Source organism: Geodermatophilus bullaregiensis, from assembly GCF_016907675.1.
In the GTDB taxonomy this organism is placed as follows: Bacteria; Actinomycetota; Actinomycetes; order Mycobacteriales; family Geodermatophilaceae; genus Geodermatophilus; species Geodermatophilus bullaregiensis.
The window spans coordinates 2,705,867-2,732,241 of the sequence record NZ_JAFBCJ010000001.1 but is presented as its reverse complement, the minus strand read 5'-3'; the positions used below and the strand labels follow the sequence as shown (position 1 = coordinate 2,732,241).

Annotated in this window: 25 protein-coding genes and 1 pseudogene; 14 read left to right on the top strand and 12 right to left on the bottom strand. The window is 77.1% G+C overall.

Going from position 1 to position 26,375, the window contains the following annotated elements:
• Positions 1-36: 36 nt before the first annotated feature.
• On the top strand, positions 37-1,134 hold the full coding sequence (locus JOD57_RS12905; protein WP_204692388.1) for a winged helix DNA-binding domain-containing protein: 1,098 nt from the start codon (positions 37-39) through the stop codon (positions 1,132-1,134).
• An 11-nt stretch (positions 1,135-1,145) separates the two neighbouring features.
• Here the strand turns inward: JOD57_RS12905 and JOD57_RS12900 are convergent, their stop codons facing one another.
• The gene (locus JOD57_RS12900; protein ID WP_307824657.1) at positions 1,146-3,011 is read right to left on the bottom strand and encodes an ABC transporter ATP-binding protein; all 1,866 of its coding nucleotides are present in this window, start codon (positions 3,009-3,011) and stop codon (positions 1,146-1,148) included.
• Between the two features lie 50 nt (positions 3,012-3,061).
• Between JOD57_RS12900 and JOD57_RS12895 the strand changes: the two genes are divergently transcribed.
• A complete protein-coding gene (locus JOD57_RS12895; RefSeq protein WP_204692387.1) occupies positions 3,062-3,496 on the top strand; it encodes a MarR family winged helix-turn-helix transcriptional regulator in 435 nt (144 codons plus the stop codon).
• 82 nt (positions 3,497-3,578) lie between these two features.
• Entirely contained in the window at positions 3,579-4,007 is a 429-nt protein-coding gene (locus tag JOD57_RS12890) for a DUF1707 SHOCT-like domain-containing protein (RefSeq protein WP_204692386.1), read from the top strand.
• A 64-nt stretch (positions 4,008-4,071) separates the two neighbouring features.
• Here the strand turns inward: JOD57_RS12890 and JOD57_RS12885 are convergent, their stop codons facing one another.
• Positions 4,072-4,932, bottom strand: coding sequence for a GGDEF domain-containing protein (locus tag JOD57_RS12885; RefSeq protein ID WP_204692385.1), 861 nt, complete (start codon positions 4,930-4,932; stop codon positions 4,072-4,074).
• A gap of 309 nt (positions 4,933-5,241) precedes the next feature.
• Between JOD57_RS12885 and JOD57_RS12880 the strand changes: the two genes are divergently transcribed.
• From JOD57_RS12880 to JOD57_RS12870, 3 genes are all read left to right on the top strand, one after another.
• The gene (locus JOD57_RS12880; RefSeq protein ID WP_204692384.1) at positions 5,242-5,439 is read left to right on the top strand and encodes a hypothetical protein; all 198 of its coding nucleotides are present in this window, start codon (positions 5,242-5,244) and stop codon (positions 5,437-5,439) included.
• An 89-nt stretch (positions 5,440-5,528) separates the two neighbouring features.
• Entirely contained in the window at positions 5,529-7,595 is a 2,067-nt protein-coding gene (locus tag JOD57_RS12875; protein WP_204692383.1) for a hydantoinase/oxoprolinase family protein, read from the top strand.
• Entirely contained in the window at positions 7,592-9,472 is a 1,881-nt protein-coding gene (locus JOD57_RS12870) for a hydantoinase B/oxoprolinase family protein (RefSeq protein WP_204692382.1), read from the top strand. Before JOD57_RS12875 ends, JOD57_RS12870 begins: the two co-directional genes overlap by 4 nt.
• Positions 9,473-9,611: 139 nt before the next feature.
• On the opposite strand, the gene JOD57_RS12865 is transcribed toward JOD57_RS12870, so the two are convergent.
• The 3 genes from JOD57_RS12865 to JOD57_RS12855 all read right to left on the bottom strand — a co-directional run bounded on the left by JOD57_RS12865 (position 9,612) and on the right by JOD57_RS12855 (position 11,701).
• Positions 9,612-9,779, bottom strand: a complete 168-nt coding sequence (locus JOD57_RS12865; protein WP_204692381.1) for a hypothetical protein — start codon at positions 9,777-9,779, stop codon at positions 9,612-9,614.
• A 69-nt stretch (positions 9,780-9,848) separates the two neighbouring features.
• Positions 9,849-10,502 carry a response regulator transcription factor gene (locus JOD57_RS12860; RefSeq protein WP_307824656.1) on the bottom strand — a complete coding sequence of 218 codons (654 nt, stop codon included), beginning with the start codon at positions 10,500-10,502 and terminating at the stop codon, positions 9,849-9,851.
• On the bottom strand, positions 10,499-11,701 hold the full coding sequence (locus JOD57_RS12855; RefSeq protein WP_204692380.1) for a sensor histidine kinase: 1,203 nt from the start codon (positions 11,699-11,701) through the stop codon (positions 10,499-10,501). Before JOD57_RS12855 ends, JOD57_RS12860 begins: the two co-directional genes overlap by 4 nt.
• Positions 11,702-11,924: 223 nt before the next feature.
• On the opposite strand from JOD57_RS12855, the gene JOD57_RS12850 reads away from it, so the two are divergent.
• The gene (locus JOD57_RS12850) at positions 11,925-12,305 is read left to right on the top strand and encodes a hypothetical protein (RefSeq protein WP_204692379.1); all 381 of its coding nucleotides are present in this window, start codon (positions 11,925-11,927) and stop codon (positions 12,303-12,305) included.
• Between the two features lie 15 nt (positions 12,306-12,320).
• Here JOD57_RS12850 and JOD57_RS12845 read toward each other — a convergent pair whose 3' ends face one another.
• Together JOD57_RS12845 and JOD57_RS25395 are read right to left on the bottom strand one after the other, a co-directional pair.
• Positions 12,321-12,824, bottom strand: a complete 504-nt coding sequence (locus JOD57_RS12845) for an MmyB family transcriptional regulator (RefSeq protein ID WP_239568430.1) — start codon at positions 12,822-12,824, stop codon at positions 12,321-12,323.
• Between the two features lie 118 nt (positions 12,825-12,942).
• Positions 12,943-13,062: pseudogene (locus tag JOD57_RS25395) on the bottom strand (helix-turn-helix transcriptional regulator); the annotation flags it as partial.
• A gap of 129 nt (positions 13,063-13,191) precedes the next feature.
• On the opposite strand from JOD57_RS25395, the gene JOD57_RS12840 reads away from it, so the two are divergent.
• Positions 13,192-13,590 carry a hypothetical protein gene (locus tag JOD57_RS12840; protein ID WP_204692378.1) on the top strand — a complete coding sequence of 133 codons (399 nt, stop codon included), beginning with the start codon at positions 13,192-13,194 and terminating at the stop codon, positions 13,588-13,590.
• 101 nt (positions 13,591-13,691) lie between these two features.
• Here the strand turns inward: JOD57_RS12840 and JOD57_RS12835 are convergent, their stop codons facing one another.
• Entirely contained in the window at positions 13,692-14,183 is a 492-nt protein-coding gene (locus JOD57_RS12835; RefSeq protein ID WP_204692377.1) for a DnaJ family domain-containing protein, read from the bottom strand.
• A gap of 46 nt (positions 14,184-14,229) precedes the next feature.
• Between JOD57_RS12835 and JOD57_RS12830 the strand changes: the two genes are divergently transcribed.
• Together JOD57_RS12830 and JOD57_RS12825 are read left to right on the top strand one after the other, a co-directional pair.
• Positions 14,230-14,760, top strand: a complete 531-nt coding sequence (locus JOD57_RS12830) for an NUDIX domain-containing protein (RefSeq protein WP_204692376.1) — start codon at positions 14,230-14,232, stop codon at positions 14,758-14,760.
• Between the two features lie 127 nt (positions 14,761-14,887).
• Complete coding sequence (locus tag JOD57_RS12825) at positions 14,888-15,901, top strand: ATP-dependent DNA ligase (RefSeq protein ID WP_204692375.1); 1,014 nt, start codon at positions 14,888-14,890, stop codon at positions 15,899-15,901.
• Positions 15,902-15,933: 32 nt separating this feature from the next.
• On the opposite strand, the gene JOD57_RS12820 is transcribed toward JOD57_RS12825, so the two are convergent.
• From JOD57_RS12820 to JOD57_RS12805, 4 genes are all read right to left on the bottom strand, one after another.
• Positions 15,934-16,437 (bottom strand): MarR family winged helix-turn-helix transcriptional regulator, encoded by a 504-nt coding sequence (locus JOD57_RS12820; protein ID WP_204692374.1) that lies wholly within the window; start codon positions 16,435-16,437, stop codon positions 15,934-15,936.
• 33 nt (positions 16,438-16,470) lie between these two features.
• Entirely contained in the window at positions 16,471-17,493 is a 1,023-nt protein-coding gene (locus JOD57_RS12815; RefSeq protein ID WP_204692373.1) for an anti-sigma factor RsbA family regulatory protein, read from the bottom strand.
• 143 nt (positions 17,494-17,636) lie between these two features.
• Complete coding sequence (locus JOD57_RS12810) at positions 17,637-22,736, bottom strand: SpoIIE family protein phosphatase (RefSeq protein ID WP_204692372.1); 5,100 nt, start codon at positions 22,734-22,736, stop codon at positions 17,637-17,639.
• 57 nt (positions 22,737-22,793) lie between these two features.
• Complete coding sequence (locus JOD57_RS12805; protein ID WP_204692371.1) at positions 22,794-24,005, bottom strand: DUF6986 family protein; 1,212 nt, start codon at positions 24,003-24,005, stop codon at positions 22,794-22,796.
• Between the two features lie 39 nt (positions 24,006-24,044).
• Between JOD57_RS12805 and uraD the strand changes: the two genes are divergently transcribed.
• From uraD to JOD57_RS26295, 4 genes are all read left to right on the top strand, one after another.
• On the top strand, positions 24,045-24,545 hold the full coding sequence (gene uraD, locus JOD57_RS12800; protein ID WP_204692370.1) for a 2-oxo-4-hydroxy-4-carboxy-5-ureidoimidazoline decarboxylase: 501 nt from the start codon (positions 24,045-24,047) through the stop codon (positions 24,543-24,545).
• Positions 24,542-24,859, top strand: a complete 318-nt coding sequence (uraH, locus tag JOD57_RS12795; RefSeq protein ID WP_204692369.1) for a hydroxyisourate hydrolase — start codon at positions 24,542-24,544, stop codon at positions 24,857-24,859. Before uraD ends, uraH begins: the two co-directional genes overlap by 4 nt.
• A gap of 54 nt (positions 24,860-24,913) precedes the next feature.
• Positions 24,914-25,804 carry a factor-independent urate hydroxylase gene (gene pucL / locus JOD57_RS12790; RefSeq protein ID WP_204692368.1) on the top strand — a complete coding sequence of 297 codons (891 nt, stop codon included), beginning with the start codon at positions 24,914-24,916 and terminating at the stop codon, positions 25,802-25,804.
• Between the two features lie 126 nt (positions 25,805-25,930).
• Complete coding sequence (locus JOD57_RS26295; protein ID WP_204692367.1) at positions 25,931-26,371, top strand: GNAT family N-acetyltransferase; 441 nt, start codon at positions 25,931-25,933, stop codon at positions 26,369-26,371.
• Positions 26,372-26,375 lie beyond the last annotated feature (4 nt).

Genomic DNA, 26,375 nt, shown 5'->3' with positions numbered 1-26,375 from the left:
TGCACACTCGTCCGCCCCCGCGCCTACGGTTCCGGCGTGACGCGAACCGCCTCCGCCCGCGACGTCCTCGCCTACCGGGTCACCACCCAGCAGCTGGACCGCGACTCCGGCACGGTCGCCGACACCGCCGTCCTCGACCTGGGCGTGCAGGACACCGGGACCGACGGCGGGCTGTGGGCGCTCGCGCTGCGCGGGGTGGACGTCGGGGCGCTGGACCCGGCGGAGCTGACCACCGTCTGGACGCTGCGCGGCGCCCCGCACCTCTACCGCCGGGCCGACCTGCCCGCCGTCGCGGCCGCCATCGCGCCGTTCTCCGAGGAGGACGCGGCCAAGCGGGTGTTCGACGCGGCCAAGCCGCTCAGGGCCGCGGGCATCCCGGTGCTCACCGCGCTGGACACGCTCGCGACCGCGATGCGGGGCATCGTCACCGAGCCGATGGTCAAGGGTGAGATGTCACGGCGGCTGGCGGACGCCGTCGACGAGCCGTACCTGCGCTACTGCCGTCCGTGCGACGCCGTCCACGCCCACGAGCAGTCCTTCCGCCTGTCGGCCCTGCGCGCCGGGCTGGAGCTGCAGCCGGGGACCTCGCCGCCGGTGCTGCAGCCGGTGCCCGGCTTCGCCCCGGCGGACACCGTCCCGGACCGGCTCGACGTCGTCCGGGCGTACCTGCACCTGCTCGGCCCGGCCACGCCGCAGCACGTGGCCGGCTACCTCGACGCGCCGGTGAAGGACGTCAGGGCACGCTGGCCGGAGGACGTCGTGGAGGTCGAGGTCGACGGACAGCGGCGCTGGCTGCTGGCCGGCGACACCGAGCGGCTCGGGGCGCCGCCGCCCGGCGTCACCCGGCTGCTCGGTCCGTTCGACCTGTTCCTGCAGGCCCGCGACCGGTCGACGCTGGTGGCCGACCCCGCGCACGCGAAGGCGCTGTGGCCGACGCTGGGCCGGCCGGGCGCGGTGCTGGCCGACGGCGGGCTCGCCGGGCTGTGGCGCCCGCGCAAGGCCGGGTCCTCGCTGAGGGTCGCCGTCGAGCCGTGGACGCCGCTCCCGCCCGCCGTCCGGGACGCGATCGGCGAGCAGGCCGAGCGGCTGGCCGCCTTCCGCGGCGTCCGCCTCGCGGCCGTCGACGTGGCGTAGCCGGCCGGCCGTCAGGCGGCGAGGAGGTCCTCGTCGCGGTCGCCGGCGGCGACCAGCCCGGCGTACCGGCCGCCGCGCGCCAGCAGCTCGGCGTGCGTGCCCGACTCGGCCACCCGGCCGGCGTCGAGGACGGCGATCCGGTCGGCGTGCCGCACGGTCGAGAGCCGGTGGGCGATGGTGATCGTCGTCCGGCCGCGGCGGGCCTCGTCCAGCGCCGTCTGCACGGCCCGCTCGGTGGCGGTGTCCAGCGCGCTGGTGGCCTCGTCGAGCACCAGGACGCGCGGGTCGCGCAGCAGCGTGCGGGCGATGGCCAGCCGCTGCTTCTCGCCGCCGGAGAACCGGTGCCCGCGGGCGCCGACGACGGTGTCGTAGCCGTCGGGCAGCGCGGCGATGACGTCGTGCACCTGGGCCCGCCGGGCCGCGGCCTCGATCTCGGCGTCGGTGGCGACGGGGCGGGCGTGCCGCAGGTTCTCCCGCACGGTGGTGTGCAGCAGGTAGGTCTCCTGCGAGACCACGCCGACCACCTGCGCCAGGGTGGCCAGCCGCAGGTCGCGCAGGTCGACGCCGTCGATGCTCACCCGGCCCGCCGTCGGGTCGGCCAGCCGCGCCACCAGCGAGGCCATCGTCGACTTGCCCGAGCCGGTCTGACCGACCAGCGCCAGCGTGCTGCCGGCGGGGACGGTGACGTCGACGCCGGTCAGCGCCGGGCGGGCGCCGTCGGGGTAGCGGAACTCCACGCCCTCCCACCGGACCTCGCCGCGCACCGACGCCGGGTCGAGCTCCACCGGGTCGGCCGGGTCGCCGATCTCCACCGGCAGGTCGAGGTACTCGAACACGCGGCTGAACAGCGCCATGGAGCTGGTCACCGACACGCCGACGTCGAGCAGCCCCATCAGCGGCCGGAACAGCGCGCCCTGCAGCGTGGTGAAGGCGACCAGCGTGCCGATCGTCATCCCGCCGGAGGTCGCCGGCAGTCCGGCGAACAGGTAGACCAGCGCCGGGATGCCGGCGAACACGATGCTCATCGAGGCCATCCGCCAGCGCCCGGCCAGCTGCGACCGCACCTCCAGGCCCACGAGGTCCTGCGACGTCTCGGCGAACCGGCGGGAGGCGGCCGGGCCGGCGCCGAGGGTCTTGCCGAGCAGGACGCCGCTGACGCTGAGGCCCTCCTCGACCTGGCCGTGCAGGTCGGCCAGGTGCCGCTGCCGCTGGGCGGTGACCGCGCGGCGCATCCGCGCCACCTTGCGGGTGAGCGCGATGGCCGGCGGCAGGACGACCAGCGAGAGCAGCGACAGCCGCCAGGACAGCGCCACCATGGCCACCACGGTGCCGACGACGGTCGTGGCGTTGGACGCCAGGGACGTCGCCGTCGAGGTGACCACCGACTGCATGCCGCCGATGTCGTGGGTCAGCCGGGACTGGACCTCGCCGCCGCGCGTGCGGGTGAAGAAGCCGAGCGACTGGCGCTGCAGGTGCGTGAACACCGCCGTCCGCAGGCCGTGCATCACGCGCTGGCCGACCGTCGTGGACAGCCAGGTCTGCGCGACACCGAGGACGGCGGTGAGCGCGGTGACGGCCACCATGGCGGCGACCGCCCGGACCAGCAGCCGCACGTCCTGGCGCGGCAGGGCCTCGTCGATGACCAGCCGGACGAGGAACGGCGTCGCCAGCGCGACCGCCGAGGAGCCGACGATGAGCGCGACCACGGTCGCGACCTGCCAGCGGTAGGGGCGGAACAGCGCCGTCACCCGGCGCAGCGGCACCGGTGCGCGCTCCAGCTGCGCCCGGTCCGCGGGGTCGACGGTGCGCCCGGACCCCCCTGCGCGCCCGCCGGAGCCGCTGCCGCGGCCCGTCGTCGTCCCGTCGATGCCGGCCACCTCCTGTCCTGGTCTATGAGGTTACCTCACGATACGGTAACCTCAGGATCATGGCCGGGCACCCCACGGGGGCGGACGACGACCCGGCGGCGCTCGGGGAGCTGCTGGTGCGGGCCGCCCGCACGCAGCGCCGCCGCTGGCGGGACGTCCTGGCGCCGTGGGACCTCTCCCCGCACCACGCGCGGGCCCTGCGGGTGGTCGGCGACCGCGACGGCGTCCGGCTGTCCGACCTGGCCGAGGCGCTGCACATCGCGCCGCGCTCGGCGACCGAGGTGGCCGACGCGCTGCAGGCCCGCGGCCTGGTGGAGCGGACCCCCGACCCCACCGACCGGCGGGCCGTGGTGCTGCGGGCCACCGGGGAGGGTCGGCGGGTGCAGGCCGAGGTGGACGCCGCCCGCGCCGCCGACACCCGCGACCTGTTCGCCCGGCTGGCCCCCGCCGACCGCGCGGAGCTCGCCCGCCTGCTCCGCGCCCTGGCCGGGTGACGGGGCGCGGACTCCTCGACCAGCGGGCCGTCCACCGGACGACGGACCCCGCACGGCGGGCCGCGGTGCCACGATGCCTGCCATGACGGAACCGGTCCGCGCCGAGGAACTGCGGGTGTCCGACGCCGAGCGCAGCGCGGTGCAGGAGCACCTGCGCCGGGCAGTCGGCCACGGCCAGTTGGAGCTGTCCGAGTTCGACCAGCGGGTGCAGGCGGTGTGGGCGGCGCGCACCCGCGGCGAGCTCGACCGGGTCACCCGTGACCTGCCCGAGCCGCCGCCCCCGCCGCCGCCCGCGCCGCGGCACCGGGTCTTCTCCGCCACCCCCGGCGGCACCACCATGCGGGTGCTCACCACCGTCTGGGCCAGCGTCCTCGCGGTGAACCTGGTGGTGTGGACGCTGGTCTCCCTCGGCGCCCTCGAGCCGGTCTACCCGTGGTTCATCTGGATGGCGCCGTCCGGGGCCGTCCTCGCCGTCCTGTACGCCACCGGGATCGGCCGGCCCCGCCGGTAGCTGCGGGAACGGCCCCCTCGCCGGGCCCCGACGCGAGCCTGCGAGTGGCGAGGGGCGAGGGCCTTCACCGCTCCGACCGGCGGCGCTGCCGGGTCTTGGCCCCGTACATGTCCCGGTCGGCACGGGCGATGACCGCGTCGGGCGAGTCCCCGGGGTGTCCCACCGCCCCGCCGACGCTCACGCCGACCACGAGCGGACCGGCCGCGGTCGGCACGGGGGCGGCCGCCTGCTCCTCCACCCGGTCGGCGAGCCGGGCCAGGTCCTCGTCGTCGCAGCCCGGGCAGAGCACCACGAACTCGTCGCCGCCGAACCGCGCGACGACCTCGTCGGGTCCGATCAGCGAGCGCAGCCGTGTCGCGACCTCCACGAGGACGGCGTCGCCGACCGCGTGGCCGTGGACGTCGTTGACCACCTTGAACCCGTCGAGGTCGCAGAACAGGACACCGCACACCTCGCTGCCGTCGGGGGCCAGCCGGCGGCCGAGCTCCTCGAAGAACGTGCCCCGGTTCGGGATGCCGGTCAGCCGGTCGGTGCGGGCCCGCTCCGACAGCTGCGCCTCCCAGCGCCGCTGGTCGGTGACGTCGAGTCCCACGCAGGCCACCGCGTAGGGCCGGCCGTCGTCGTCGGTGAGCACGTGGTTGTGCATCGACACCAGCCGGCGCCCGCCGTCGCCGGTGAGCCAGTCGCCCTCCTGCGGGTGTGCCCGGCCGGTCGCCATCGCGCGCTCGATGGCGTCGCGGGCGAGCTCCCGGTGCTCGGGCACCACCCAGACGTCCCAGAACGGGCGGCCGAGCAGCTCCTCGGCCGAGCGCCCGGTCAGCCGCTGCAGGGCCGGGTTGGCCAGCAGGACGCGCCCGTCCCCGCCCACGACGCAGACGAGGGCGTCCGTGCCCTCGACGAACTCACGTGCCAGCCGGCCGTCCACTCAACCCGGTGCGCCGGGCCCGGCACCGGGCCCGCGGCGGTCGGGGCCGTCCGGCCGGGACACCGCCCGGCGCCCCCTGTGTCCGCTGGCCATGTCACCTCCTCCGCGGCGCGTCCGCAGCGACGCGCCGGAGGGCATGACACCACGCGCGCCGCGGCCCGTCGATCCGGCGCGGCCGGTACGACGTCCCTCCCGGCGCCGGTGCCTCGGCCCCGAGGTACCGGGCGGAAGACGGAGGCGGCCGCCGGGTGCCTGACCGCCTTCCGCGGGGTACTGCTCGAGGACGTCCACATCGACCGAGGAGAGGCCATGACCGGTCCCGACGACGCCTTCCTGGCTCCCGACGACGCGCTGCGCGGCTTCGACGACGACGGTGACGTCGAGGCCGGGACGGACGGCGGTGAGCGTCCCGGGACGGACGACGTCGAACGCCCGAACCCCGGCGGAGCCGCTGTCGAGGACTTCGGCCGCTCGACCGGCACCGTCGAGGGCGGGACCGAGGGGTAGCCGCCCCGACGCGACGAGGGTGACGGCGGCCCAGCGACCCGCCGGCCGGTGCTTCCCCGAGCGGTACCTCAGCTCTAAGGTGTCCGCGCATGGAACCGCGCCGTGTCCGCATCGGCATCGACACCGGTGGGACGTTCACCGACGTCGTCGCCGTCGACGAGGCGACCGGCGCGACGACGACGACCAAGACGCCGTCCACGCCGGCCGACCCCGCCGAGGGGTTCCTCACCGGCGTCGGCAAGGTGCTCGGTGCACTCGGCCTGGACGGCGGCGCGGTCACCGCGGTCAGCCACGGGACGACGGTCGCCACGAACCAGCTGCTCGAGGGCCGGCTCGACCGGATCGGCTTCATCACCACCGAGGGCTACGAGTCGGTGCTGGAGATCGCCCGCCAGTCGGTGCCCGACGGCTACGGCAACAGCTACTTCTGGGTCAAGCCGCCGCGGATCGTCCCGGCCGACCTGGTGCGCACCGTGCGCGGCCGGCTCGACCCCACCGGTGCCGAGGTCCGCCCGTTCGACCGGGACGACGCCGTCGCCGCGGCCCGGTTCTTCCGCGACGCCGGCGTCACCACCATCGGCGTCTGCCTCCTGCACTCCTACGCCGACGACGCGCACGAGCGGGCGGTGCTCGACGTGCTCCACGTGGAACACCCGGACGCCGTGGTGTCGATCAGCTCGCAGGTGCTGCGCGAGTACCGCGAGTACGAGCGGTCGGTCACCACCCTGGTCGACGCCGCGGTCAAGCCGCGGGTGGGCGCGTACGTCACCGCGATCCGCGAGCGGCTCGACGGCCTCGCGCCCGGCGTGCCGTTCTACGTGATGAAGAGCAACGGCGGCGTGCTGTCGGCCGAGGAGGTCGTGCACCAGCCGATCACCACCATGCTGTCCGGCCCGGCCGCGGGGGCGCTGGGTGCCGCGCTGATCGCCGGGACCGCCGGCTTCGACCGGGTGCTCACCCTCGACGGCGGCGGCACCTCGACCGACGTCACGGTGGTGGTCGACGGCGAGCCGGCGCTCACCACCGAGGGCTCGGTGGGCGACTACCCGTCGAAGATCCCGATGATCGACGTCGTCACCGTCGGCGCCGGCGGCGGCTCGATCGCCTGGCTCTCCCCCGAGGGCACGCTCAAGGTCGGCCCGCGCTCGGCCGGTGCCGACCCCGGCCCCGTCTGCTACCCCGCCGGCGGGTCCGAGCCCACGGTCACCGACGCGCACGTCGTCCTCGGCCGCATCCCGCCACACCTGCTCGGCGGGGAGATCCCGCTGTCGGCCGACGCCGCCCGCACGGGCCTCACCGCGCTCGGCGGGGAGCTGGGGCTGTCGCTGGAGCGGACCGCACTGGGCATCCTGGAGATCTCGGCGTGGAACCAGGCCAACGCGCTGCGCCAGGTCACCGTGGCCCGCGGCCTCGACGTCCGCGACTTCACGCTCACCACCTTCGGCGGGTCGGGCTCGCTGCTGGCCTGCCGGCTCATGGACGTCCTCGGCCTCCCCCGCACGCTGGTGCCGCCGAACCCGGGCAACGTGAGCGCGTTCGGGCTGCTGACGGTCGACGTCCGCAACGACCACGTGCAGACGGCGATCCAGCGGCACGCCGACCTCGACCTCGACCGGGTGCGCGCGGGCTTCGCCGCCCTGGAGGACGCCGCGCGCACCGCCCTGGACGGCGAGGGCTTCGCGCGGGCGGAGCAGCAGGTGCAGCGCAGCGCGGACCTGCGCTACGTCGGCCAGGCCTTCGAGGTGCGGGTGCCGGTGGCCGCCGGAGAGCTCACCCCCGCGGCGGCCGACGACGTCGCCGCCGCCTTCCACGCCGCGCACCGGCAGCTCTACGGCTACGACCTCGCCGAGGACCCGCGGCAGGCCGTCGAGTGGGTGAACCTGCGGGTGAGCGGGATCGGGCCGATCCGCCGTCCGGACGTGGTGGGGCTGCCCGCGCGGGACGGCGGGGTCGAGCGCGCCGTCACCGGCGCGCGGCGGGTCTGCTTCGACGAGTGGGCGCGGACGCCCACGTACGACCGCACCCTGCTGGCGCCGGGCGACGTCGTGGCCGGACCGGCGGTCGTGGAGGAGTACGGCTCGACCGTGCCGGTGCACCCCGGCTTCGCCGCGACCGTGGACCGCCACGGGAACCTGCTGATCGAGAGGGCCGCATGAGCCGGCACCGCGCTGATGGCACCCCCGGAGCCGCCGACCCGGTGCTGGTGGAGATCGTCGCCGGCACGCTGGCCGCGATCGAGAAGGAGGTCGAGACCTCCATCGGCCGGACGTCGCGCTCGCCGATGATCCGCGACGCGCACGACTTCCGGGCCGGCATCCACGACCGGCAGCTGCGCAAGCTCACCGGCCGCTCGTACTCGGCGCTGGTGCACCCGGTGGTGCGCGACCACCCGGTGCGGACCATGCACCCCGGCGACGTGTTCTTCCACAACGACGTCTACCTCTCCGAGGGCGGCATCGGGCACCTGCCCGACCTGTGCGTGACGGTGCCGGTGTTCGCCGACGTGGACGGCGCCCCGGCCGTGGTCGCGTTCGTGCAGGCGTTCGGCCACCACGACGACATCGGGGGCGCGGTGCCGGGGTCGATGCCGTCGGCGGCGACCAGCGTGTTCGAGGAGGGGCTGATGGTCCCGCCGATCAAGCTGTGGGACCGCGGCGTCCGCAACGAGGCGGCGCTGGCGATCATGACCCGCAACTCGCGGATGCCCGACTCGCTGGCCGCCGACCTCGACGCCGAGTGCTCCGCCTGCCTGGCCGGCGCGCGGCGGCTCGGCGAGCTGTTCGACCGGTACGGGGTGGCCGCCGTCGAGGCGTGCTTCGACGCGATCCTGGCCAACTCGACCGAGGTGTACCGCCGGGAGGTGCTGTCGCAGATCCCCGACGGCACCTACGTGTGGGAGGACTACGCCGAGCACGACGGCGTCGACCCGCCGAAGCTGCACCGCCAGCGGATCACGCTGACCATGGACTCGGCCGCCGACGTCCCGCTGACCATCGACTTCACCGGCACCGGCCCGCAGGCCAAGGGGCCGATCAACCACTGCGGCGACTACGCCGACGGCAACTTCCTCAAGAAGTGGCTGGCGCCGATCCTGCGCAACCTCGCCGAGACGCCCGAGCGGATGGCCGAGCTCGACGTCAACGAGGGCGTCGTCCCGCTGATCGGGATGCGGTTCCCGGAGAAGGGCACGCTGCTCACGCCGGTCTTCCCGGCGCCGACCAACGCGCGGACGTTCGTGATCCTGCGGCTGCTGGGCGTGCTGGCCGGGGTGCTGGCCAAGGCCACCGGCGGCCGGATGCCGGCCGACCAGGAGACGATCCGCTACACCGGCGTGTACGGCACCGACGCCGACGGGCAGCCCTACCTCATGCGCGAGGTGCTCGGCGGCGGCTCGGGCGGGCGGTGGTACGCCGACGGCGAGGACACCATCCACGTCGTCCCGGACTCGCGGAACCTGCCGACGGAGTTCACCGAGAGCCGCTTCCCGCTGCGGGTGGAGCGGCTCGGCCTGGCGCTCGACTCGGGAGGACCGGGCCGGTACCGCGGCGGGTGCGGCTACGAGAAGCACGTCCGGGTGCTGCGCGACGCGCACTTCATGTCGATCGCCGACCGCTCGATCCTGTCCTGCTGGGGCGTGAACGGCGGTCGCGCCGGCCGGCCGTTCCAGGTCACCGTCGACCCCGGCGGTCCGGACGAGCACGACGTCGACGCCCTGGCCGACGCCGAGCCGCTGCCGGCCGGGACCGTCGTCCGCATCCGGACCACGGGCGGCGGCGGGTGGGGAGACCCATTGGAGCGGCCGGTCGAGGAGGTGCTTCGGGACGTCGCCTGGCGCAAGGTCTCGGTGTCCGGCGCGCGCGAGGACTACGGCGTGGTGGTGCGCGGGGACGGCACGGCCGACCCCGGGGCGACCGACGCGCTGCGGGCCTCGGTGCGGGCCGCCCGCACCGGCGACGAGCCGTTCTTCGACCGCGGTCCCGGTTACGCGCTGCTGTCCGGCGGGGCGACGTCCAACGAGTTCGACGTCCTCTGAAGGAGGACCCGGGAGCTAGGCGCCCGGCGTCATCGGGCTGCTCCCCTCGTCCGACGTGGCGCAGGCCACCACTGTGCTCGTGCCCAGCGGCACCCGCCCGGCGAGCCGTCCGCCGACGGCGCGGGCCGGGCGGAGGTGGTCAGGTGCCCAGTTCGGTGCTGCCCGGCTCCGGCTTGGCGTCGTCGCCGGTCTGGCCCTCGTCGCCGTCGGTGGACGTGTCCTCCTCGACGCCCTCCGGCACGAGGGGCGTCTCCTGCAGGACGTTCTCCCTCGCCTGGTCGCGGTCGGTGCCCGGCACCTCGGTCATGGCGGCCTCCTCGCTCGGCTGACCGGCCGGTACCCGGCCCGGGGACCGTCAACCCGGCGCGCTCCGGGCTCAGCCGCCCAGCCCGGCGTCGTGGGCGGCCACGATCGCGGCCGCCCTGTCCCGGGCGCCGAGCTTGGCGAGGACAGCGGAGACGTGGGACTTCACCGTCCGCTCCCCCATCCGCAGGGCGACGGCGATCTCGGCGTTGTTGGTGCCCCGGCAGACCAGGCGCAGCACGTCCGCCTCCCGGGGGGTGAGCCGGCTCAGGAGCGCCCTGCCCGCACCGGCGGCCGGGCGGCCGCGGGCCCGCTCCAGCACGCGGGGCAGCACCCGGGGGTCCAGCCAGGCGCCGCCGGCGGCGACCACGCGGACTGCGTCGACGAGCACCTCGGCGGGGCTGTCCTCCAGCACGAAGCCCGCGGCTCCGGCGTCCAGCGCCGCCCACAGGACCTCGTCGTCGTGGAAGGTGGTCAGCGCGAGCACCGGCGGCGCGCCCGGCTCGGCACGCAGCCGGCGGGTGGCCTCCGGGCCGTCCACGCGCGGCATCCGCGCGTCCAGCAGCACCAGGTCGGGCCGGTGGACCCGCACGGCGGGCAGCACCCCGGCGCCGTCCTCGCACTGCGCGACGACGCGGAAGCCGTCCTCCGAGCCGAGCACCATCGCCAGCCCGGCGCGGACCATCGCCTGGTCGTCGGCCAGCAGGATCCGGACGCCGGCGCTCACCCGCGACCCCCCAGCGGGGACGGCGCCGGCCGGTCGCCGGCCCGGAGAGCGCCGTGCCGGGGCAGCGAGCACCGGACCACCCAGGCGTCGCCGTCCGGGCCGCCGGTCAGCTCCCCGCCCAGCGAGGCCACGCGCTCGCGCAGCCCCACCAGGCCGAAGCCCCCGTGGCCGCTGCCCGCGGGGCCGGCGGTGTCAGGGCCGGCGGAGTCCCGGCCGGCGTCCGGGCGGCTGTTGGCGATGCGGGCCTCGACGCCGGCGTCGCCGACCACCACCCGGACCTCGACCGGAGCCGCGCCCGCGTGCCGCGCGGCGTTGGCCAGCGCCTCCTGCACGACCCGGTGCAGGGTCACCCGCACCACCAGGGGCAGCGACCCCGGGTCCCCGCTCGTGTGCACCTCGACCGGCAGGCCCGCCGCCCGGTAGCCGCGGACGAGCTCGGCGAGGTCGAGGGACACGACCGGCCGCTCCTCCTGCCCGGAGCGCAGCAGCCCGACGACGCCGCGGATGCCGTCCAGGCTCTCCCGGCACACCCGCTCGGCCTCCTCCAGCGCCCCCTCCACGGCCCGCGGGTCGGTGCGCAGGACGCGGCGCGCGCCGCCCACGTGCAGCACGACGACGGTCAGCGAGTGCGCGACGAGGTCGTGGACGTCACGGGCGATCCGCTGCCGCTCCTGGCGGGCGGCCGCCTCGGCCAGGCGCTCGTGGGCGACCCGCAGGTCGTCGGTGAGGACGGCGGCGCGGTGCAGCAGGATCCCCACCAGGACGCCCAGCACGGTGCCGAAGGCGAAGTACAGCGAGCCCGCGCCGCGCTCGGCCTCGCCCACGTCCGGTGGCAGCAGGCCGGCGAACGGGGCGAAGGGCACCGCGGCGGCCGCGAGGGTGGTCAGCCCGACCAGCGGGCGCCGGTCGGAGCGGCTGGCGACCCGGCTGGCGGCGGCGGTGGTGAGGAACAGGGCGCTGCCGACGCCCGACCAGGCCACGACGGGCACGACCGGGGCCACGGCCATGACGGCGAAGAGGGCGAGCGGCAGGTCGACGCCGGCGGCGACGAGGACCCACGGGACCAGGACCAGCGCCAGGCAGACCACCACCGGCACGACGGGGGGTCCCTCGACGAGCGCCATGCCCGCCGACACCACGGCGATCCCGGCGTAGACCAGGTCGGAGGGCAGGCGCACCGCGCCGGGCACCTGCGCCATGCGACCGCTCCTCGCCGGGCGCACCCCGCGGGGGAGCCGCGACCGTGGGTGCCCGGTCCTCCGGATGCTGGTGACGCCGCGGACCGGCCGGATCGTCCCGCGGGCCGGGTCCGCCTCGTCCCGGAGGACGGGGCCGGGCCGGGCCGGGGACCGGTGACGGCGCGCCCGCGGCCCACGACGATGGCGGCACCACCGCGACACCACGAGGACGGGAGGTCATCCCATGACCGCGACGACGACGACACCGGCCCGCTGGGCCCGGGCCGCGCTGCCCTGGAGCTGGCTGGCGTCGGCCGCGGTGGTGGGGGTGCTGGGCTACCTCCTCGCCGCCGTCTCGGACTGGCCCGACGAGCGCACCGCCGGGGGCCTGCTGCTGGGCGTGGCCGTCCTCGGCCTCGTCGCGGCGGCGCTCACGCGGCGGGGGACCCCGCAGGCCCGCCGCTCCTCGCTGATCGCCAGTGCCGCCGTGGCGGTGGGCGGGCTGGCCGCCGGCGTCGTCGCCACGGGCGGGCCGGCGGGCGCCGGGGACCTGGGGCTCGTCGCCGGTGTGCCGCTGGTCTGCGCCGGGGTCACGGCCCTGCTGGCCCTGCGCGCGCGCTCCTAGACGGCCGGCGCCCGGTCAGCCGCGGAGCACCTCGGCGGTGTGCTCGTCGGCGGGCAGGAACGCCTCGACGCTCAGCTCCGCGGCGGTCAGGTCGACGGCGGTGCCGAAGGTGGTCACCGTGCCGAGGAAGGACAGGACGCCGTCGCCGGTGCGCAGCCGCAGCGGGACGGCGATGCCGTCCGGCGTCGAGCGGTCGGTGCCGCCGGGCAGGGCGGCGAGCTCGCGGTGCAGCGCGGCCAGCCCCGGGTCGCCGGTCAGGTGGGCCTCGCGGCCGAGCCGGTGCAGCAGGTGCGCCCGCCACTGCGGCAGGTTGGCGATCCGCGGCGCCAGGCCCTCGGGGTGCAGGCTCAGCCGCAGCACGTTGGCCGGCGGCTCGAGCAGGTGCGCGGCCACGCCGTCGGTGAACACGGCGACGCTCGCGTTGGCCGCCACCAGCTCCCACGCCCGGTCGACGACGACCGCCGGGTACGGCTCGTAGGCGGTGAGCACCAGGTCGAGCGCCCGGCTGACGGCGGCCATGTCGGGGGAGTCGAGGCCGCGGCGGCCGTAGACGGGGGGCGAAGCCGGCGGCCAGGAGCAGCTCGTTGCGCTCGCGCAGCGGGACCTCCAGCTGCTCGGCCAGCCGCAGCAGCATCTCCCGGCTGGGGCGGGCCCGCCCGGTCTCGAGGAAGCTCAGGTGCCGCGCCGAGACCCCGGCGTCGCCGGCGAGGTCGAGCTGGGACAGCCGGCGGCGGACCCGCCACTGCCGCAGCAGCACGCCCACGGGCGGGCGTCCGGGGGGCGCCAGGGTGGTGGTCACGGCGCGGACGCTAGCGACGACGGCGTCCGGCGTCGCCTACCTGCGAGGTAATCGACGCGCCTCCCCGGCGACGCCACGGTCGTCGGCATGACAACGACAGCCACCCGCCCCCGCACCCTCGACCTGCTCCGCGTGGCGCTGCGCCTCGACGCCGTCGTCACGGGCGCCAACGGCGCCGCCTACCTGGCCGCCGCACCGCTGCTGACCGGCCTGCTCGGCGTCCCGTCCGGGGTGCTGCGCGGCCTCGGCGCCTTCCTGCTGGCGTACGCGGCCGGCGTGTGGCTGGTCGCCGCACGTCCCGCGATCTCGGCCGGCGCCACCGGGGTCGTCGTCGGCGCCAACCTGCTGTGGGCGGCCGCCAGCGTCGGCGCCGTGGTGACGGACCGGTTCGACCTCACGACCGCCGGCACCGTGTGGGTGCTGCTGCAGGCGGCCGTCGTCGCCGGCTTCGCCGCCGTGCAGCTCACCGCCCTCCGCAGCCGCTGACCGACCCGATCGGCGGGAGATCGCCGACGATCACGGAGTCGTGACCACTCCGGAGGCCCGGGAGGTGGTCCCCACTCCGTGATCGTCGCGGCGGTGCGCCGTCAGCCCGGGCGACGGCGCAGGGACCACCGGCGGCGGCGCGGCGGCGGCCCGGGCGGCGGCGCCTCGACGGCGGGCGGCGGCGGTGGGCGGGTCAGCCGCCACCCCTCGACCAGCGCCTCGACGTCGGCCAGGCCGGGCACCGGCGACCAGCGGCTCTCCTGCGGGCGGCGCCAGAAGGCCTCGACCCGGGCGTTGTAGTCCTCGGCCACGGCGCGGACGGCGGCCTCCGACGGCAGGCCGGCCACCCGCTCGGGCAGCTCGTCGCGCTCCCGGCGCAGCGCCAGCCCGGGCGGGAGCATGTCCGCGGGCCGGATGCCCTCCCGCCGGGCCTTGGCCACCGCCCAGTCGTAGGCGGTCTCGTCGGGGTCCCAGCTCGGCAGCGGCTTGCCGGCACCCCGCAGACCGGTGAAGTCGCCGCGCTCCTGCGCCTGGTGGATCTGCCGCTCGACCCAGGTCTCGAACGAGACCCCCTGCGGCTTCCGCTCGGTCACCCGACCACCTCCTCGCCCATGGTCCGCCTCTGTCAGGCTCGGCTGCATGCGGACGACGGGCAGCCGGGAGGTCTACCGCAACCCGTGGGTGCGGGTGCGCGAGGACACCGTCGAGCGCGCCGACGGCTCCACCGGCGTCTACGGCGTGGTCGAGAAGCCGGACTTCGCGATCGTGCTGCCCGCCGAGCGCGACGGGTTCTGGCTGGTCGAGCAGTTCCGCCACCCGGTCGCGCGCCGGGTGTGGGAGTTCCCGCAGGGCGGCTGGGCTGCGGGCCGCGACGGGACGCCGCAGGAGCTGGCCCGCGCCGAGCTCGCCGAGGAGACCGGGCTGCGGGCCGGCCGGCTCGAGCACCTCGGCCACCTCGACCTGGCGCCGGGCCTGTCCACGCAGGAGTTCGACGTGTGGCTGGCCACCGGGCTCACGCCCGGCCCGACCGCCCGGGAGGCCACCGAGGCCGACATGGCCACGGCGTTCGTGACCGAGGCGGAGTTCCGCGCGATGGTCCGCGAGGGCCGGCTCACCGACGCCCCCTCGCTCGCCGCCTACGCCCTGCTCCTCCTCGCCCGCGCCCGCTGAGCCCGCTGCAGGGGCCCGCCGCGAGCTCGCGAACGGCGGGGGCAGCAGGGTCCTCCACCTGCCACGAAGGGGTGAGCCCGCAGCGCAGGGGCCTGCGCGGAGAGCGGGCAGCCCCGAGGCTGTCCCGGTGCCGCTCTCCGTCCCCGGGTTGCCGGGCCTGCCGCCCGACCTGGCCGGACCGGTCGCGGTGGCGCTGGCCAAGCCCGTGCGCGACCTGCCGGAGGGCGACGCGCTGCCCGGCGGCTGCCGGTACGAGCCCAAGTGGGACGGCTACCGGCTGGTCGTCGTCCGCGACCGGGCCGGCACCCGGCTGTGGTCCCGGCAGGGCCGCGACCTCACCGACCGCTTCCCCGACGTCGCCGCCGCCGCGCTGGCGCAGGTCCCCGCCGGCACGGTCCTGGACGGCGAGGTCGTCGTCTGGGACGGCGAGCGCCTGGACTTCGGGCTGCTGCAGCGCCGCATGGTCACCGCGCCGTCCCGGATGGCCGCCCAGGCCGCCGCGCACCCGGCCTCCTACGTCGCCTTCGACCTGCTGGCCGCCGGCGGCGAGGACCTCCGCGGCCGCCCGCTGCGCGCCCGCCGGACCCGCCTGGAGGAGCTCGCGCAGCGCTGGGCGCCGCCGCTGCAGCTCTCGCCGGTGACCGCCGACCCCGCGCAGGCGCGCGGCTGGGCCGCCGACCTGCGGCCGCTCGGCGTCGAGGGCCTGGTCGCCAAGGGCGCGGCCACCCGGTACGCCGGCGGGCGCCGTGAGTGGCTCAAGGTCAAGTCCTGGGAGACGACCGAGGTCCTCGCCGGCGGGGTGATCGGCCCGCTCGGGCGCCCCGGCCAGCTCGTCGCCGGCCGCTACCGCGACGGCGAGCTGGTCGTCGTCGGCCGCACCGGCCCGCTGTCCCCCGCCGCCGCCGCGGAGCTGGCCGCCGTGCTCACCCCCGCCGGGCCGGACCACCCCTGGCCCGAGCGGATCGGCACCGGCCGCTTCGGCGGCGGCCGGCTGTCGGTGGCGCTCACCCGCGTGCAGCCCGACGTCGTCGTGGAGGTCAGCGCGGACGCCGCCCTGCAGGCCGGCGTGTTCCGGCACCCGCTGCGCTACGTCCGCGTGCGCGCCGACCTGCGGCCGGGCGACGTGCCCGGGGTCCCCTGACCCACCGGCTCGGCACGGACGCCGCCGTCCCGTCACGGCGGCTGCGGCAGCCGCCCCAGCGTGACGAGGAACCGGCGCAGCAGGTCGGCCAGTCGCAGCTGGTCGTCGTCGGAGAGCCCGGCCAGCAGGCCGCGCTCGGTCTCCAGGTGGTCGGGCAGCGCGGCGTCCAGCGCCGCCCGCCCGGCCGCGGTCAGCGTGACGACGACGGCCCGCCCGTCGGACTGGCTGCGCGTGCGCGTGATCAGCCCTCGCTCCTCGAGCCGGTCCAGCCGCTGGGTGATCGCCCCGGAGGTCACCAGCGCCGTGCGCATGAGCGCCGTCGGCGTCAGCTGGTAGGGCTCCCCCGCCCGGCGCAGCGCGGCCAGCACGTCGAAGGAGGGGACGTCGAGGCCGTGGCGGGCGAAGGTGGCGCGCTGGGCGAGGAAGACCTCCCGCTGCAGCTGGGAGATGCGGCCGATGACGCCCATCGGCGAGCAGTCGAGGTCGGGACGCTCCCGGGCCCACTGCTCGAGGATGAGGTCGACGGCGTCCTCCACGCGAGGTAGCTCAGCAGTGAGCGATCGACAGCGTCAAGCGACGCCCGCCCAGGACCGCGGGGTCACCAGGGTGGTGCTCAGCCGGACGGTCAGCCCGTGCTCGCCGGCCAGCAGGTCGACGGAGTCCCACAGCTTGCGGGCCAGCCACAGCCCCATGCCACCGGCGCCGAGGTCGTCACCGTGCGCGGGCAGGAAACCGGCCAGCGGGTCGTCGAAGGTGTGCCCGGAGTCGCTGATCGCGCAGACGAGGGCGTCGCCGTCGGCCCACACCCGGGCCGACACCGGCTGCCGGCCGTGCCGGAAGGCGTTGGCGGCCACCTCGCTGACGGCCAGGTGCAGGTCGGCGCACTGGTCCTCGTCGGGCACCTCCTCGGCGAGGACCTGCCGCAGGGCGCCGCGGAGGGCGGGCAGGGTCGGTGCGGCGTCGACGGCGAACACCGGCTCGCCGGCCTCGACCGGCTCCCGGGCGACGCCGAGGTCGCGCAGGTACCGCTCGGGCCGGCGGAAGTCCGGGCTGGCGGCCCGGACGCCGTCCGCGACGAGCTCGGGGTGGGTCTGCCGGGCACCGGCGAGGACCTCCGCCGGCAGCCGCTCCCGGTCGTAGAGGCACATCGCCGTGACGGGGGTGCCGGTCATCAGGGCGTTGGCCGCCGACTCGTAGCGCTGCACTTCGCGCCAGCGCCGGCGGTCGGCTCCCCACTGCGGCTCGGCGAGGATCCGCAGCCGGCCGGAGCCGGTCCCCCGCGCCCGCTCGAGCAGGCGCCGGACGACGACGAACGCGTCGGGCGCCCGGACCCCGACCAGGCAGATGCGTGCGTCGTCCTCGACCGGGCCGACGCGCGTGCCGAGCGCCCGGCGCACGGCCTCGGCCGACTCCGGCGGGCAGCCGAGCACGGGCAGGTCCCCCTGGCGGAGACCCTCCTCGACGAACGCGGCGGCCACGGCGACCGCCTCGGCGGAGGAGGCCACCTCGGCGGCGCCGTGGGCGAAGCCCGATCGCGGGGTGGGCGTGCCGGACGTGCGCCGCAGCGCGGCACCGCCCGGCTCCCCCTGCATGGCGGAGCCCCCCGCCCCTGGTTCCACAGGCCCCTCGACCCCTCCGGACCGGAACTGCTCCGGCCCCAACTCCCCCATTGTCGGACACCCCCGGTGGACCCTCCTCCCGGGGTGGTCCACACCACCCTCCCGGGGGGTGCCGGCTACGGACGGTCGCGGTCCGGGTGGCCGAGCGTCAGCACCCGTGCGGGCGCCGACCCCGGCGCCGTCCGCACGTCCAGGACCGCCCGCCGGGCGGCCGCCGCGGCCTGCAGCTCCAGGACCAGACCGACGCCGGCGCTGGCCAGGTAGGGGACCGTCGTCAGGTCCAGCACCGCCTGCGCACCGGCCGGCAGCTCCTCCAGGACCCGCAGCGCCTCGGCCCGCAGTGCCGGGGTGACGGCGAGGTCGACCTCGCCGGTGACCACCAGCCGCAGGCCGCCGGCGTCCCGGTGCACCGCCAGCCCGGCCGGGTCGGGATCCGGCGGCACCCGCGGCCCCCGGACCGGCGGGTCGGCCGGGCCGGGGCCGGCCGGGACGAAGCGGAAGCGCACCGTCGTCCCGGCGCCCTCGGCGCCCCGGGCGTCGGTGGTCCGGGCGACCTCGACCTCGCTGGCCAGCGCGGAGATCAGCGCCAGCCCGCGGCCGCGGTGACCGGGGTCGGCCGGCACCGGGCGCCACACGCCCTCGTCCCGCACGCAGACGTCGATGCTGCCGTCGGCGGTCCGCGCCAGCCGGTACTCGCACCGGCCCGTCCCCCCGGTGGCGGCGTAGGCGTGCTCGACGGCGTTGGCCAGTGCCTCGCCGAGCGCCAGCTGCAGGTCGTCGACGCCGTCCTCGGACAACCCCGCGGCCCGCGCCCAGGCGGTCACCGTGCGGCGCACCCGGCTCAGCCGCCGGGGATCGGCCGGCAGGCTCTCGTGCACCGGCGGGGGCGTGACCCGGACGGCGATGAGGGCCACGTCGTCGGGGAGGGCGGAGGCGTCGAGCACCTCGGCGAGCAGCGCCCGGGTCAGCCGGGCCGGGTCGGCGGAGGCCAGCCGGGCGGTCGCCTCGGTGACCCGCTGCAGGCCGACGTCGAGGACCTCGCCGCGCCGCTCGACGAGGCCGTCGGTGTAGAGCAGCAGGGTCGTCCCGGGCGCCACGGCGGCGCTGCCCTCGGTGTAGGGCGGCCGTCCCGGCGCGCCGAGGACGGTGCCGGCCCCGTCCTCCAGCAGCGTGGCGGTGCCGTCGGCGACCAGCAGCGGCGGCAGGTGGCCGGCCCGGGCCCAGCGCACCGTGCCGGCCTCCCAGTCGAGGACCAGGCAGGCCGCCGTCGAGGCCAGCGCGCCGGGCAGCCGCGCGGCGAACCGGTCGAGCAGCTCCAGCGCCTCGGCCGGCGGGCTGCCCTGCAGCAGGGCGGTGGACAGCGCGCTGCGCAGCTGCCCCATGACCGCGGCCGCCGAGGGGCCCTGGCCGACCACGTCGCCGACGGCGACGGCGACCCGGCCGCTGCCCAGCTCGACGACGTCGTACCAGTCGCCACCGGCGGAGGTGCCGACCGCGCCGGGCAGGTACTCGGCGGCCAGGGCCAGCCGCTCCAGCTGCGGCAGCCGCTGCGGCAGGAGGTCGCGCTGCAGGGTGGAGGCGATGCTCTGCTGGGCGCGGAAGAGGCGGGCGCGGTCCAGGGCCTGCGCGCACTGCTCGGCGACGGCCAGGAGCATGGCGCGCTCGACCCCGCCGAACCGGCGGACCTGGGGGAAGCCGACGCCGATGACGCCGACCACCCGGCCGGCCACCAGGAGCGGCAGCGCCACGGTCGAGGCCAGGCCGAGCGCGGCGAGCGTCGTCGCCTGCCCGCCGCGGGCGCCGGGCCAGTCGGCCGCGTCCTCGACCCACACCGGCCGCCGCTCGGTGACCGCGGTGGTCACCGCCAGCGGTGCGGACAGGGGGATCTCCGCCCACCGCTGCCGGGCCTCCGGCTCCGCGCCGCTGAGGGACAGCAGGCGCAGCGCGCGGCCGGCGTCGTCGACCTCGAAGACGCCGACCCGGCTGCCGTGCCCGGTCAGCGCCACGACGTGGCCGGCCGCCGCCCGGGCGACGTCCACCGGGGAGGTGGCCGCGGACAGCTCCGCGGTGGCCCGCTGCAGCAGCCCGAGCCGCCGGGCGGTGGCCCGCTCGTCGGCCAGGAGCAGCGCGTTGTCGAGCGCGAGCGCCGCGCGGGCGGCGACCTCCTCCGCGAGGGCCCGGTCGTCCTCGTGGAAGGAGGGGGCGTCGTCCTGCCGGCCCAGGGCCAGCACGGCGCGCACCCGCCCGCGGACGGTGAGCGGCACGACCAGCGCCGAGCTCAGGTCCAGCCGCACGCCGCCGTCGCCGGGCCCGGTCAGGTGCGGGCGCAGCACCGTGGTGCCGGACTCGAGGACCGCCCGGCCGAGCCCGCCGTGCGGCTCGAGGGTGTCGAGCACCCGGGTCGTCGCGTCGTCGACGCCGGCACGGCCGGCGTAGCGCAGCCGCCCGTCGTCCCCCACGACCCGGACGGTGCAGACGTCGGCCAGCCGGCGGTCGACGACCAGCCGGGCGAGCGCGGCCAGCTGCCCGTCGACCTCGGTCTCCCGGTCGAGGACGGCGCCGAGCTCGGCGAGCAGCATCTGCCGCTCGGTCTCCCGGTAGCGGGCGTTGATGTCGGTGCAGCTGCCGACGTACCCGCCGGTCCGGGCGGCTGCGCCGTCCCCGCCGATCGGGACGGCCCGCTCGAGCAGCCAGTGGTACGCGCCGTCGGCGCGGCGGAGCCGGAACTCCACCTCCCAGCCCTCGCCGCGCCCCGCGGCCGTGCCGACCGCGGCGGCGTAGCGGTCGCGGTCCTGCGGGTGCAGGCCGGCGCGCCAGCCCTCCCCCAGCTCCTCCTCGACCGGGCGGCCGGTGAAGGCCGACCAGCCGGCGTTGAGGAACACCCGCCGGCCGGTGCCGTCGGCCACCCAGATCAGCGCCGGGGCGAGGTCGGCCATCGCGGTGAACCGCTCCTCGGCCTCCCGGCGGGCACGGCCCAGCTGCAGGTGGGCGTCGACCCGGGCCAGCAGTTCCTGCGCGGAGAAGGGCTTGACCAGGTAGTCGTCGGCGCCGGCGGCCAGCCCCTCGACCGCCGCCTCCTCGCCGGCGCGCGCCGAGAGCAGGACCACCGGCACCCGGGAGGTGCGGGCGTCGGCGCGCAGTGCGGCCAGCAGCTGCACGCCGCCCAGGCCCGGCATCATCACGTCGCTGACGACGAGGTCGGGCGGGTCGGCGAACGCCGCCTCCAGCGCGGCCTGCCCGTCGCCGACGGCACGGACCCGGTGCGCGGGTGCCAGCAGCCGGGCGACGTAGTCGCGCATGTCGGCGTTGTCGTCGGCGACCAGCACCCGCCCGGCCCGGCCCGTGGGGCTCTCCGGCACCGTCTCGGGGACGTCGCCGGCCGGACCGGGCAGCCAGCGCAGCGCGTCGGTGACGTAGGGAGCGGCCGCGGCCGAGACGCCCGGGGCCTCGGGCGCCGTGGGCACGATCCGGTCCGGGGGCAGGTGCCCGGTGCCCAGCGGTACGGCGACGGTGAAGGTGGTGCCGACGTCGGGGGTGCTCGCGACGTCGATCGACCCGCCGTGCAGGCCGACCAGCTCGCGCACCATCGCCAGGCCGATGCCGCTGCCCTCGCCGGACCGGGCGCGGGCGCCGGAGACCCGGGTGAACCGCTCGAACAGCCGCGGCAGCTCCCCCGCCGGGATGCCGGTGCCGGTGTCGCTGACGGTGAGGAGCGCCCTCCCGCCGTCCTCCCCGCCGGCCTCCCGCAGCCGCACGGTGACGCCGCCGGTGAAGGTGAACTTCAGGGCGTTGGAGAGCAGGTTGAGGACGACCTTCTCCCACATGTCCCGGTCGATGTGCACCGGCCGGCCCAGCGGCGGGCAGTCGACGGTGAGCGCCAGGCCGGCGCGGTCGAACGCCGAGCGGAAGACGCTGGCCAGCTCCGCGGTGACCGCGGCGAGGTCGACCGGCTCGAACCGGGCCTCGATCCGGCCGGCCTGCAGGCGCGAGAAGTCGAGCAGGGTGTTGACCAGCTTCTGCAGCCGCAGCGCGTTGCGCTCGACCACCTCGAGCTCCTCGGCCAGCCGCGCGTCGGCCGCCACCACCGGGGAGGACCGCAGCTCGGCGACCGGGCCGGTGATCAGCGTCAGCGGGGTGCGGAACTCGTGGCTGACGTTGCTGAAGAAGTCGGTCTTGGCGCGGTCGAGCTCGGCCAGGGTCTCCGCGCGGCGCCGCTCGGCCTCGTGGCTGCGGGCGTTGAGCAGGCCCGAGGCGATCTGGTTGGCGACCAGCTCGAGGAAGCCGCGGTAGGCGTCGTCGAGGCGCCGGTGCGGGTTGAGTCCCACGACGAGGAAGCCGGCCACCGCGGCGCCGCCCGGTGCCGAGGCGGTGATGGGGACGGCGACGGCCTGCTCCGGCGGCCGCTGCCACGCACCGGTCGGCAGGCCGGGGAACCGCTGCCCGAGGTCCTCGACGACGACCTCCTCGCCCGCGCGCAGCCGGACCACCGGCCAGACGGTGTCCGCGCCGTCGGCGGGCAGCGCCGGTGGGGCCACCGGCGAGTCCGGGGGCAGGCCGGTCGCGGCGCCGAGGCGGGCCGTCCCGTCGTCGTCGAGGAGGTAGGTGGCGCTGAAGGGCAGGTCGGCGGGGTTGCGGCCCAGCTGCTCACCGACGGCGGCCAGGAGGTCGTCCTCGGTGCGGGTGGCCGCCACGGCGGCGGCCAGGTCGCGCAGGCCGGCCATCCGCCGCTCACCGAGGACCCGGCCGGTGTTCTCGGTGACGACGCAGAGCATCCCCGTGGTGCGGCCGTCGTCACCGTCGACCGGGCTGTAGGAGAAGGTGTGGTACGTCTCCTCCGGGTAGCCGCTGCGCCTCAGGAACAGCAGCAGGTCCTCGTCCCAGGTGGCCACGCCGGTGGCCAGGACCGACTCGATCCGCGGGCCGGCAGCGTCCCAGACCTCGGCCCAGACCTCGGCGGCCGGGCGGCCGAGCGCCCACGGGTGCTTGCCCTGCAGCGTGTCGCGCCGGTAGGCGTCGTTGTAGAAGAACGACAGCTCGGGGCCCCAGGCGGCCCACATCGAGAACCGCGACGTGAGCACGATGCGCACCAGGTTGCGCAGCGCGGCGGGCCACTGCTCGGGCGGGCCCACCGGGGTGTCGGCCCAGTCCCGCGCGGCCATCTCCCGGCCCACCTCCCCGCCGCCGGCGAAAAGGGAGGAGGGCGCGTCCCGGGTCACCGCGTCACCACGCGGAGCAGCCTAAGCGCAGCCCCGGGCCACCCGCCGACGCGGCCGTCAGGCGCGTCGGCCGGCCAGTGCCTCCAGGGCCGGGCGGTCCGGGGCGCCGGCCGCGGCGACCTCCGCCTCGTCGACGGCGCCGCAGTCGAGGCCGCGCAGGACCCCGGCGGCGAGGGCCCGGGCGGTGGCCGGCTCGTCGAGCACCCCGCCGTCGACCCGCTCGGCGTAGGCCGCCAGCCGGGCGGCCGCCGCCGGCAGCGCGGCGCGGTGGAACGCGTAGGTGGCCACGTACCGCGTGACCAGCTGCGCCGGGTGCAGGTCCCAGCCCTGGTACAGGCCGCGCTCGAGCGCCCGGCGGACGAGGCCGGCGTGCACCCGCCACCCCGCGTGCACCTGCTCGCGGGAGCCCACCGGCAGCACGTTGGTCGAGCCGTCGACCGCGACGGCCCCCGTACCGGCGACGGCGACCTGCGCCAGCTGCTTGGCCAGGTCGGCGGCGGGGTGGTCGGAGGCCTGGTGCGCCGCGGCGATGCCCAGGGCGGCGCTGTAGTCGTAGGTGCCGAAGTGCAGCCCGGTCAGCCGCGGGCCCGCCGCGTGCACCATGCGGGCCAGCGTCACCGCGCCGTCGGCGCCGAGCACCGCCTGCGGCGTCTCCACCTGCAGCTCCAGGTCGATCGCGACGCCGTGCGCGGACTCCAGCGCGTCGAGGACGGGGAGGAGGGCGCGCACCTGCTCGACGTCGGTCACCTTGGGCAGCGTCACGACCGCCGCTCGCGCGCCGGAGGCGGGACCGGTGCCCAGGAAGAGGTCGAGGGAGCGGACGCCGCGGCGGCGGGTCGGGCCCTCCAGCGACTTCGCGCGGATGCCGACCGACGGCGGGGCGGTCCCGGCGGCGACGTCCGCGGCGACGGCGGCCGCGGCGGCCCGCACGTCGCCGTCCTCGTCCTCCGGCCGGCCGCGGTAGCCGTCCTCGGCGTCGACCCGCAGGTCCTCGACCGGCTCGGCGGCCAGCTTGGCCCGCACCCGCGGGAGGACCTCCTCGAGCAGCGCGGGCGGGTGGCCCAGGTCGGGCAGGCCGTGCTCGTCCAGGGCGGCCAGCGCGGCGGCGCCCCAGGCGGCGGCCACGCCGGGGACGACGGCGTCGGCGGGCACGTAGCAGGTGTGCACCGGCTGCCGCCCGGGTCGCTGGCCGGGCCAGGCGGCCAGGCGGGCGGCGTCGACCGGGGCCAGCCGGCGGTCCAGCTCCGCGTAGACGGCGTCGTCCAGCACGCACCCTCCTCCTGCCGACCGGGCTGACATCCTGTCACCGTGTCCCGCCTCGACGAGCTGAACACCGGGCCGGCCGACGCCGTCGTCGCGCAGCTGCGCGCCTGCAACGCCGCGCCGCGCTTCGCCGCCGGGCTGGTCGCCGGGCGCCCCTTCCCCGACGCCGACGCGCTGGTCCGCCGCGCCGGGGAGGTGGCCCGCGCGCTGCCCTGGGACGAGGTGGCGCTGGCGCTGGCCGCCCACCCGAGGATCGGCGAGCGGGTGGAGGGCTCCTCGGCCGAGGCGGTGGCGTCGCGCCGGGAGCAGGCGTCCGTGGGCGGTGCCGACGAGGACACCCGCGCCGCGCTGGCCGAGGGCAACCGGGCCTACGAGGAGCGCTTCGGGCACGTCTACCTCGTCCGCGCCGCCGGCCGGTCCCCGGAGGAGCTGCTCGGCGAGCTGCGCCGGCGGCTGGGCAACGACGAGGAGACCGAGCGCGCCGAGGTGGTCGAGCAGCTGGCGCAGATCAGCGAACTGCGGGTGCGGGGGCTGGTGGGCGCATGAGCGTCTCGACGCACGTGCTCGACGCCGTCGCCGGCCGGCCGGCCGAGGGGATCGCCGTCCGGCTGCTCGCCGGTGGCTCCCTGCTGGCCGAGGGCGTGACCGACGCCGACGGCCGCTGCCGGCTGACCGGGGAGGCCACGGCCGCCGGGCCGCACCGGCTGGTCTTCGCCACCGGCCCGTGGTTCGAGGCGCGGGGGACGGCGGCGTTCTGGCCCGAGGTCACCCTGACCTTCGCCGTCCGCGAGCCGGACGCGCACCACCACGTGCCGCTGCTGCTCTCCCCGTTCGCGTACTCGACGTACCGGGGCTCCTGACCCGCCGGTTCCACGTGCAACACGTGCGCAACCCGCGTGGGGCAGGCTGCGGGCATGGCGATCGTGCTCGGACCCAACCAGTACGGGAAGGCGGAGGTCCGCGTCGTCGCGGTCGACCGCAGCTCCCCCCGCCACGAGCTGGTGGACCTGAACGTCAGCAGCAGCCTGCGCGGGGACTTCGCCGCCGCGCACACCGCGGGCGACAACGCGCACGTGCTGACGACGGACGCGCAGAAGAACACCGTCTTCGCCTTCGCCCGCGACGGCGTCGGCACACCGGAGGCGTTCGGTCTGCGCCTGGCCCGCCACCTCGCCGGGTCCTACGACTGGATCACCGGCGCGCGGGTGGCCGTGGAGTCCTACGGCTGGGAGCGGATCGCCGTCGGCGGGCAGCCGCACGAGCACGCGTTCCGGCGGCCGGGCGGCGAGGTGCGGACGGCGGTGGTCACCGTGGACGGGGACGACGTGCACGTGCTCGCCGGGCTGAGCGACCTCGTCGTCCTGAAGACCACCGGCTCGGAGTTCCGGGGCTTCCCCCGCGACCGGTACACGACGCTGACCGAGACGCGCGACCGCATCCTGGCCACCGCGGTGACCGCCCGCTGGCGCTACACCGGCACCGACCTGGACTGGCACGCCTGCTTCGACCGCGTGCGGACGACGCTGCTGCAGACCTTCGCGGCCACGCACTCGCTCGCCCTGCAGCAGACGCTGTACGCGATGGGCGAGGCCGTGCTCGAGGGCGTGCCCGACGTCGCCGAGGTGCGGATGTCGATGCCGAACAGGCACCACTTCCTGCAGGACCTCTCGGCGTTCGGGCTCGACAACCCCGACGTCGTCTACCACGCCGACGACCGGCCGTACGGGCTCATCGAGGGCGCGGTGCTGCGCGACGACGTCCCGCCGGCCGAGGTCGCCTGGCTCGGCACGCCGGGCTTCTGCTGAGGTCGGCGACATGACGGCGGACGATCCGCAGCTGGTGCACACACCGTGGTCCCCGGCGTCCGCCGGCGACGGTGTGTGCACCTGCTGTGGTCCCGCCGTACGCGCCGGCCGTCCCGGGCGGTGACCGTGGCCGCCGTCGAGCTGGAACCGCTCACCCCCGGGAACGTCCGCGCGGTGTGCGAGCTCCGTCTCGCGCCCGGCCAGGAGCGCTTCGTCGCACCGAACGCCGTCTCGATCGCCGAGGCGTACGTGCACCCGCAGGCCTGGTGCCGGGCGGTGCGCTCGGGCGGGCGCCTGGTCGGCTTCGTGATGCTGTGGGACTCCGCCGAGGAGCCGGGGTACATGCTGTGGCGCCTGATGGTCGACGCCGCCGCCCAGGGTCGGGGGATCAGCCGCCGAGTGGTGGCCCTGGTCGCCGGGCACGTCCGCGCGCAGGGCGCGACGGTGCTGAAGGTGAGCGCCAGGAACGGGAGCGGGAGCCCGGCGCCCTTCTACCTCGCGCTGGGCTTCGTCCCCACCGGCGAGATGGCCGACGAGGACGAGCCGGTGTACGCCCTGGACCTCTGAGCCG

What these genes read in the sequence shown, in the direction of transcription:
- JOD57_RS12895 (WP_204692387.1), top strand. Translation starts at nt 3,062, where the DNA reads ATGGCCGGGCACCCCACGGGGGCGGACGACGACCCGGCGGCGCTCGGG.
- JOD57_RS12890 (WP_204692386.1), top strand. Translation starts at nt 3,579, where the DNA reads ATGACGGAACCGGTCCGCGCCGAGGAACTGCGGGTGTCCGACGCCGAG.
- JOD57_RS12880 (WP_204692384.1), top strand. Translation starts at nt 5,242, where the DNA reads ATGACCGGTCCCGACGACGCCTTCCTGGCTCCCGACGACGCGCTGCGC.
- JOD57_RS12875 (WP_204692383.1), top strand. Translation starts at nt 5,529, where the DNA reads ATGGAACCGCGCCGTGTCCGCATCGGCATCGACACCGGTGGGACGTTC.
- JOD57_RS12870 (WP_204692382.1), top strand. Translation starts at nt 7,592, where the DNA reads ATGAGCCGGCACCGCGCTGATGGCACCCCCGGAGCCGCCGACCCGGTG.
- JOD57_RS12865 (WP_204692381.1), bottom strand. Translation starts at nt 9,779, where the DNA reads ATGACCGAGGTGCCGGGCACCGACCGCGACCAGGCGAGGGAGAACGTC.
- JOD57_RS12855 (WP_204692380.1), bottom strand. Translation starts at nt 11,701, where the DNA reads ATGGCGCAGGTGCCCGGCGCGGTGCGCCTGCCCTCCGACCTGGTCTAC.
- JOD57_RS12850 (WP_204692379.1), top strand. Translation starts at nt 11,925, where the DNA reads ATGACCGCGACGACGACGACACCGGCCCGCTGGGCCCGGGCCGCGCTG.
- JOD57_RS12845 (WP_239568430.1), bottom strand. Translation starts at nt 12,824, where the DNA reads ATGGCCGCCGTCAGCCGGGCGCTCGACCTGGTGCTCACCGCCTACGAG.
- JOD57_RS12840 (WP_204692378.1), top strand. Translation starts at nt 13,192, where the DNA reads ATGACAACGACAGCCACCCGCCCCCGCACCCTCGACCTGCTCCGCGTG.
- JOD57_RS12830 (WP_204692376.1), top strand. Translation starts at nt 14,230, where the DNA reads ATGCGGACGACGGGCAGCCGGGAGGTCTACCGCAACCCGTGGGTGCGG.
- JOD57_RS12815 (WP_204692373.1), bottom strand. Translation starts at nt 17,493, where the DNA reads ATGCAGGGGGAGCCGGGCGGTGCCGCGCTGCGGCGCACGTCCGGCACG.
- uraH (WP_204692369.1), top strand. Translation starts at nt 24,542, where the DNA reads ATGAGCGTCTCGACGCACGTGCTCGACGCCGTCGCCGGCCGGCCGGCC.
- pucL (WP_204692368.1), top strand. Translation starts at nt 24,914, where the DNA reads ATGGCGATCGTGCTCGGACCCAACCAGTACGGGAAGGCGGAGGTCCGC.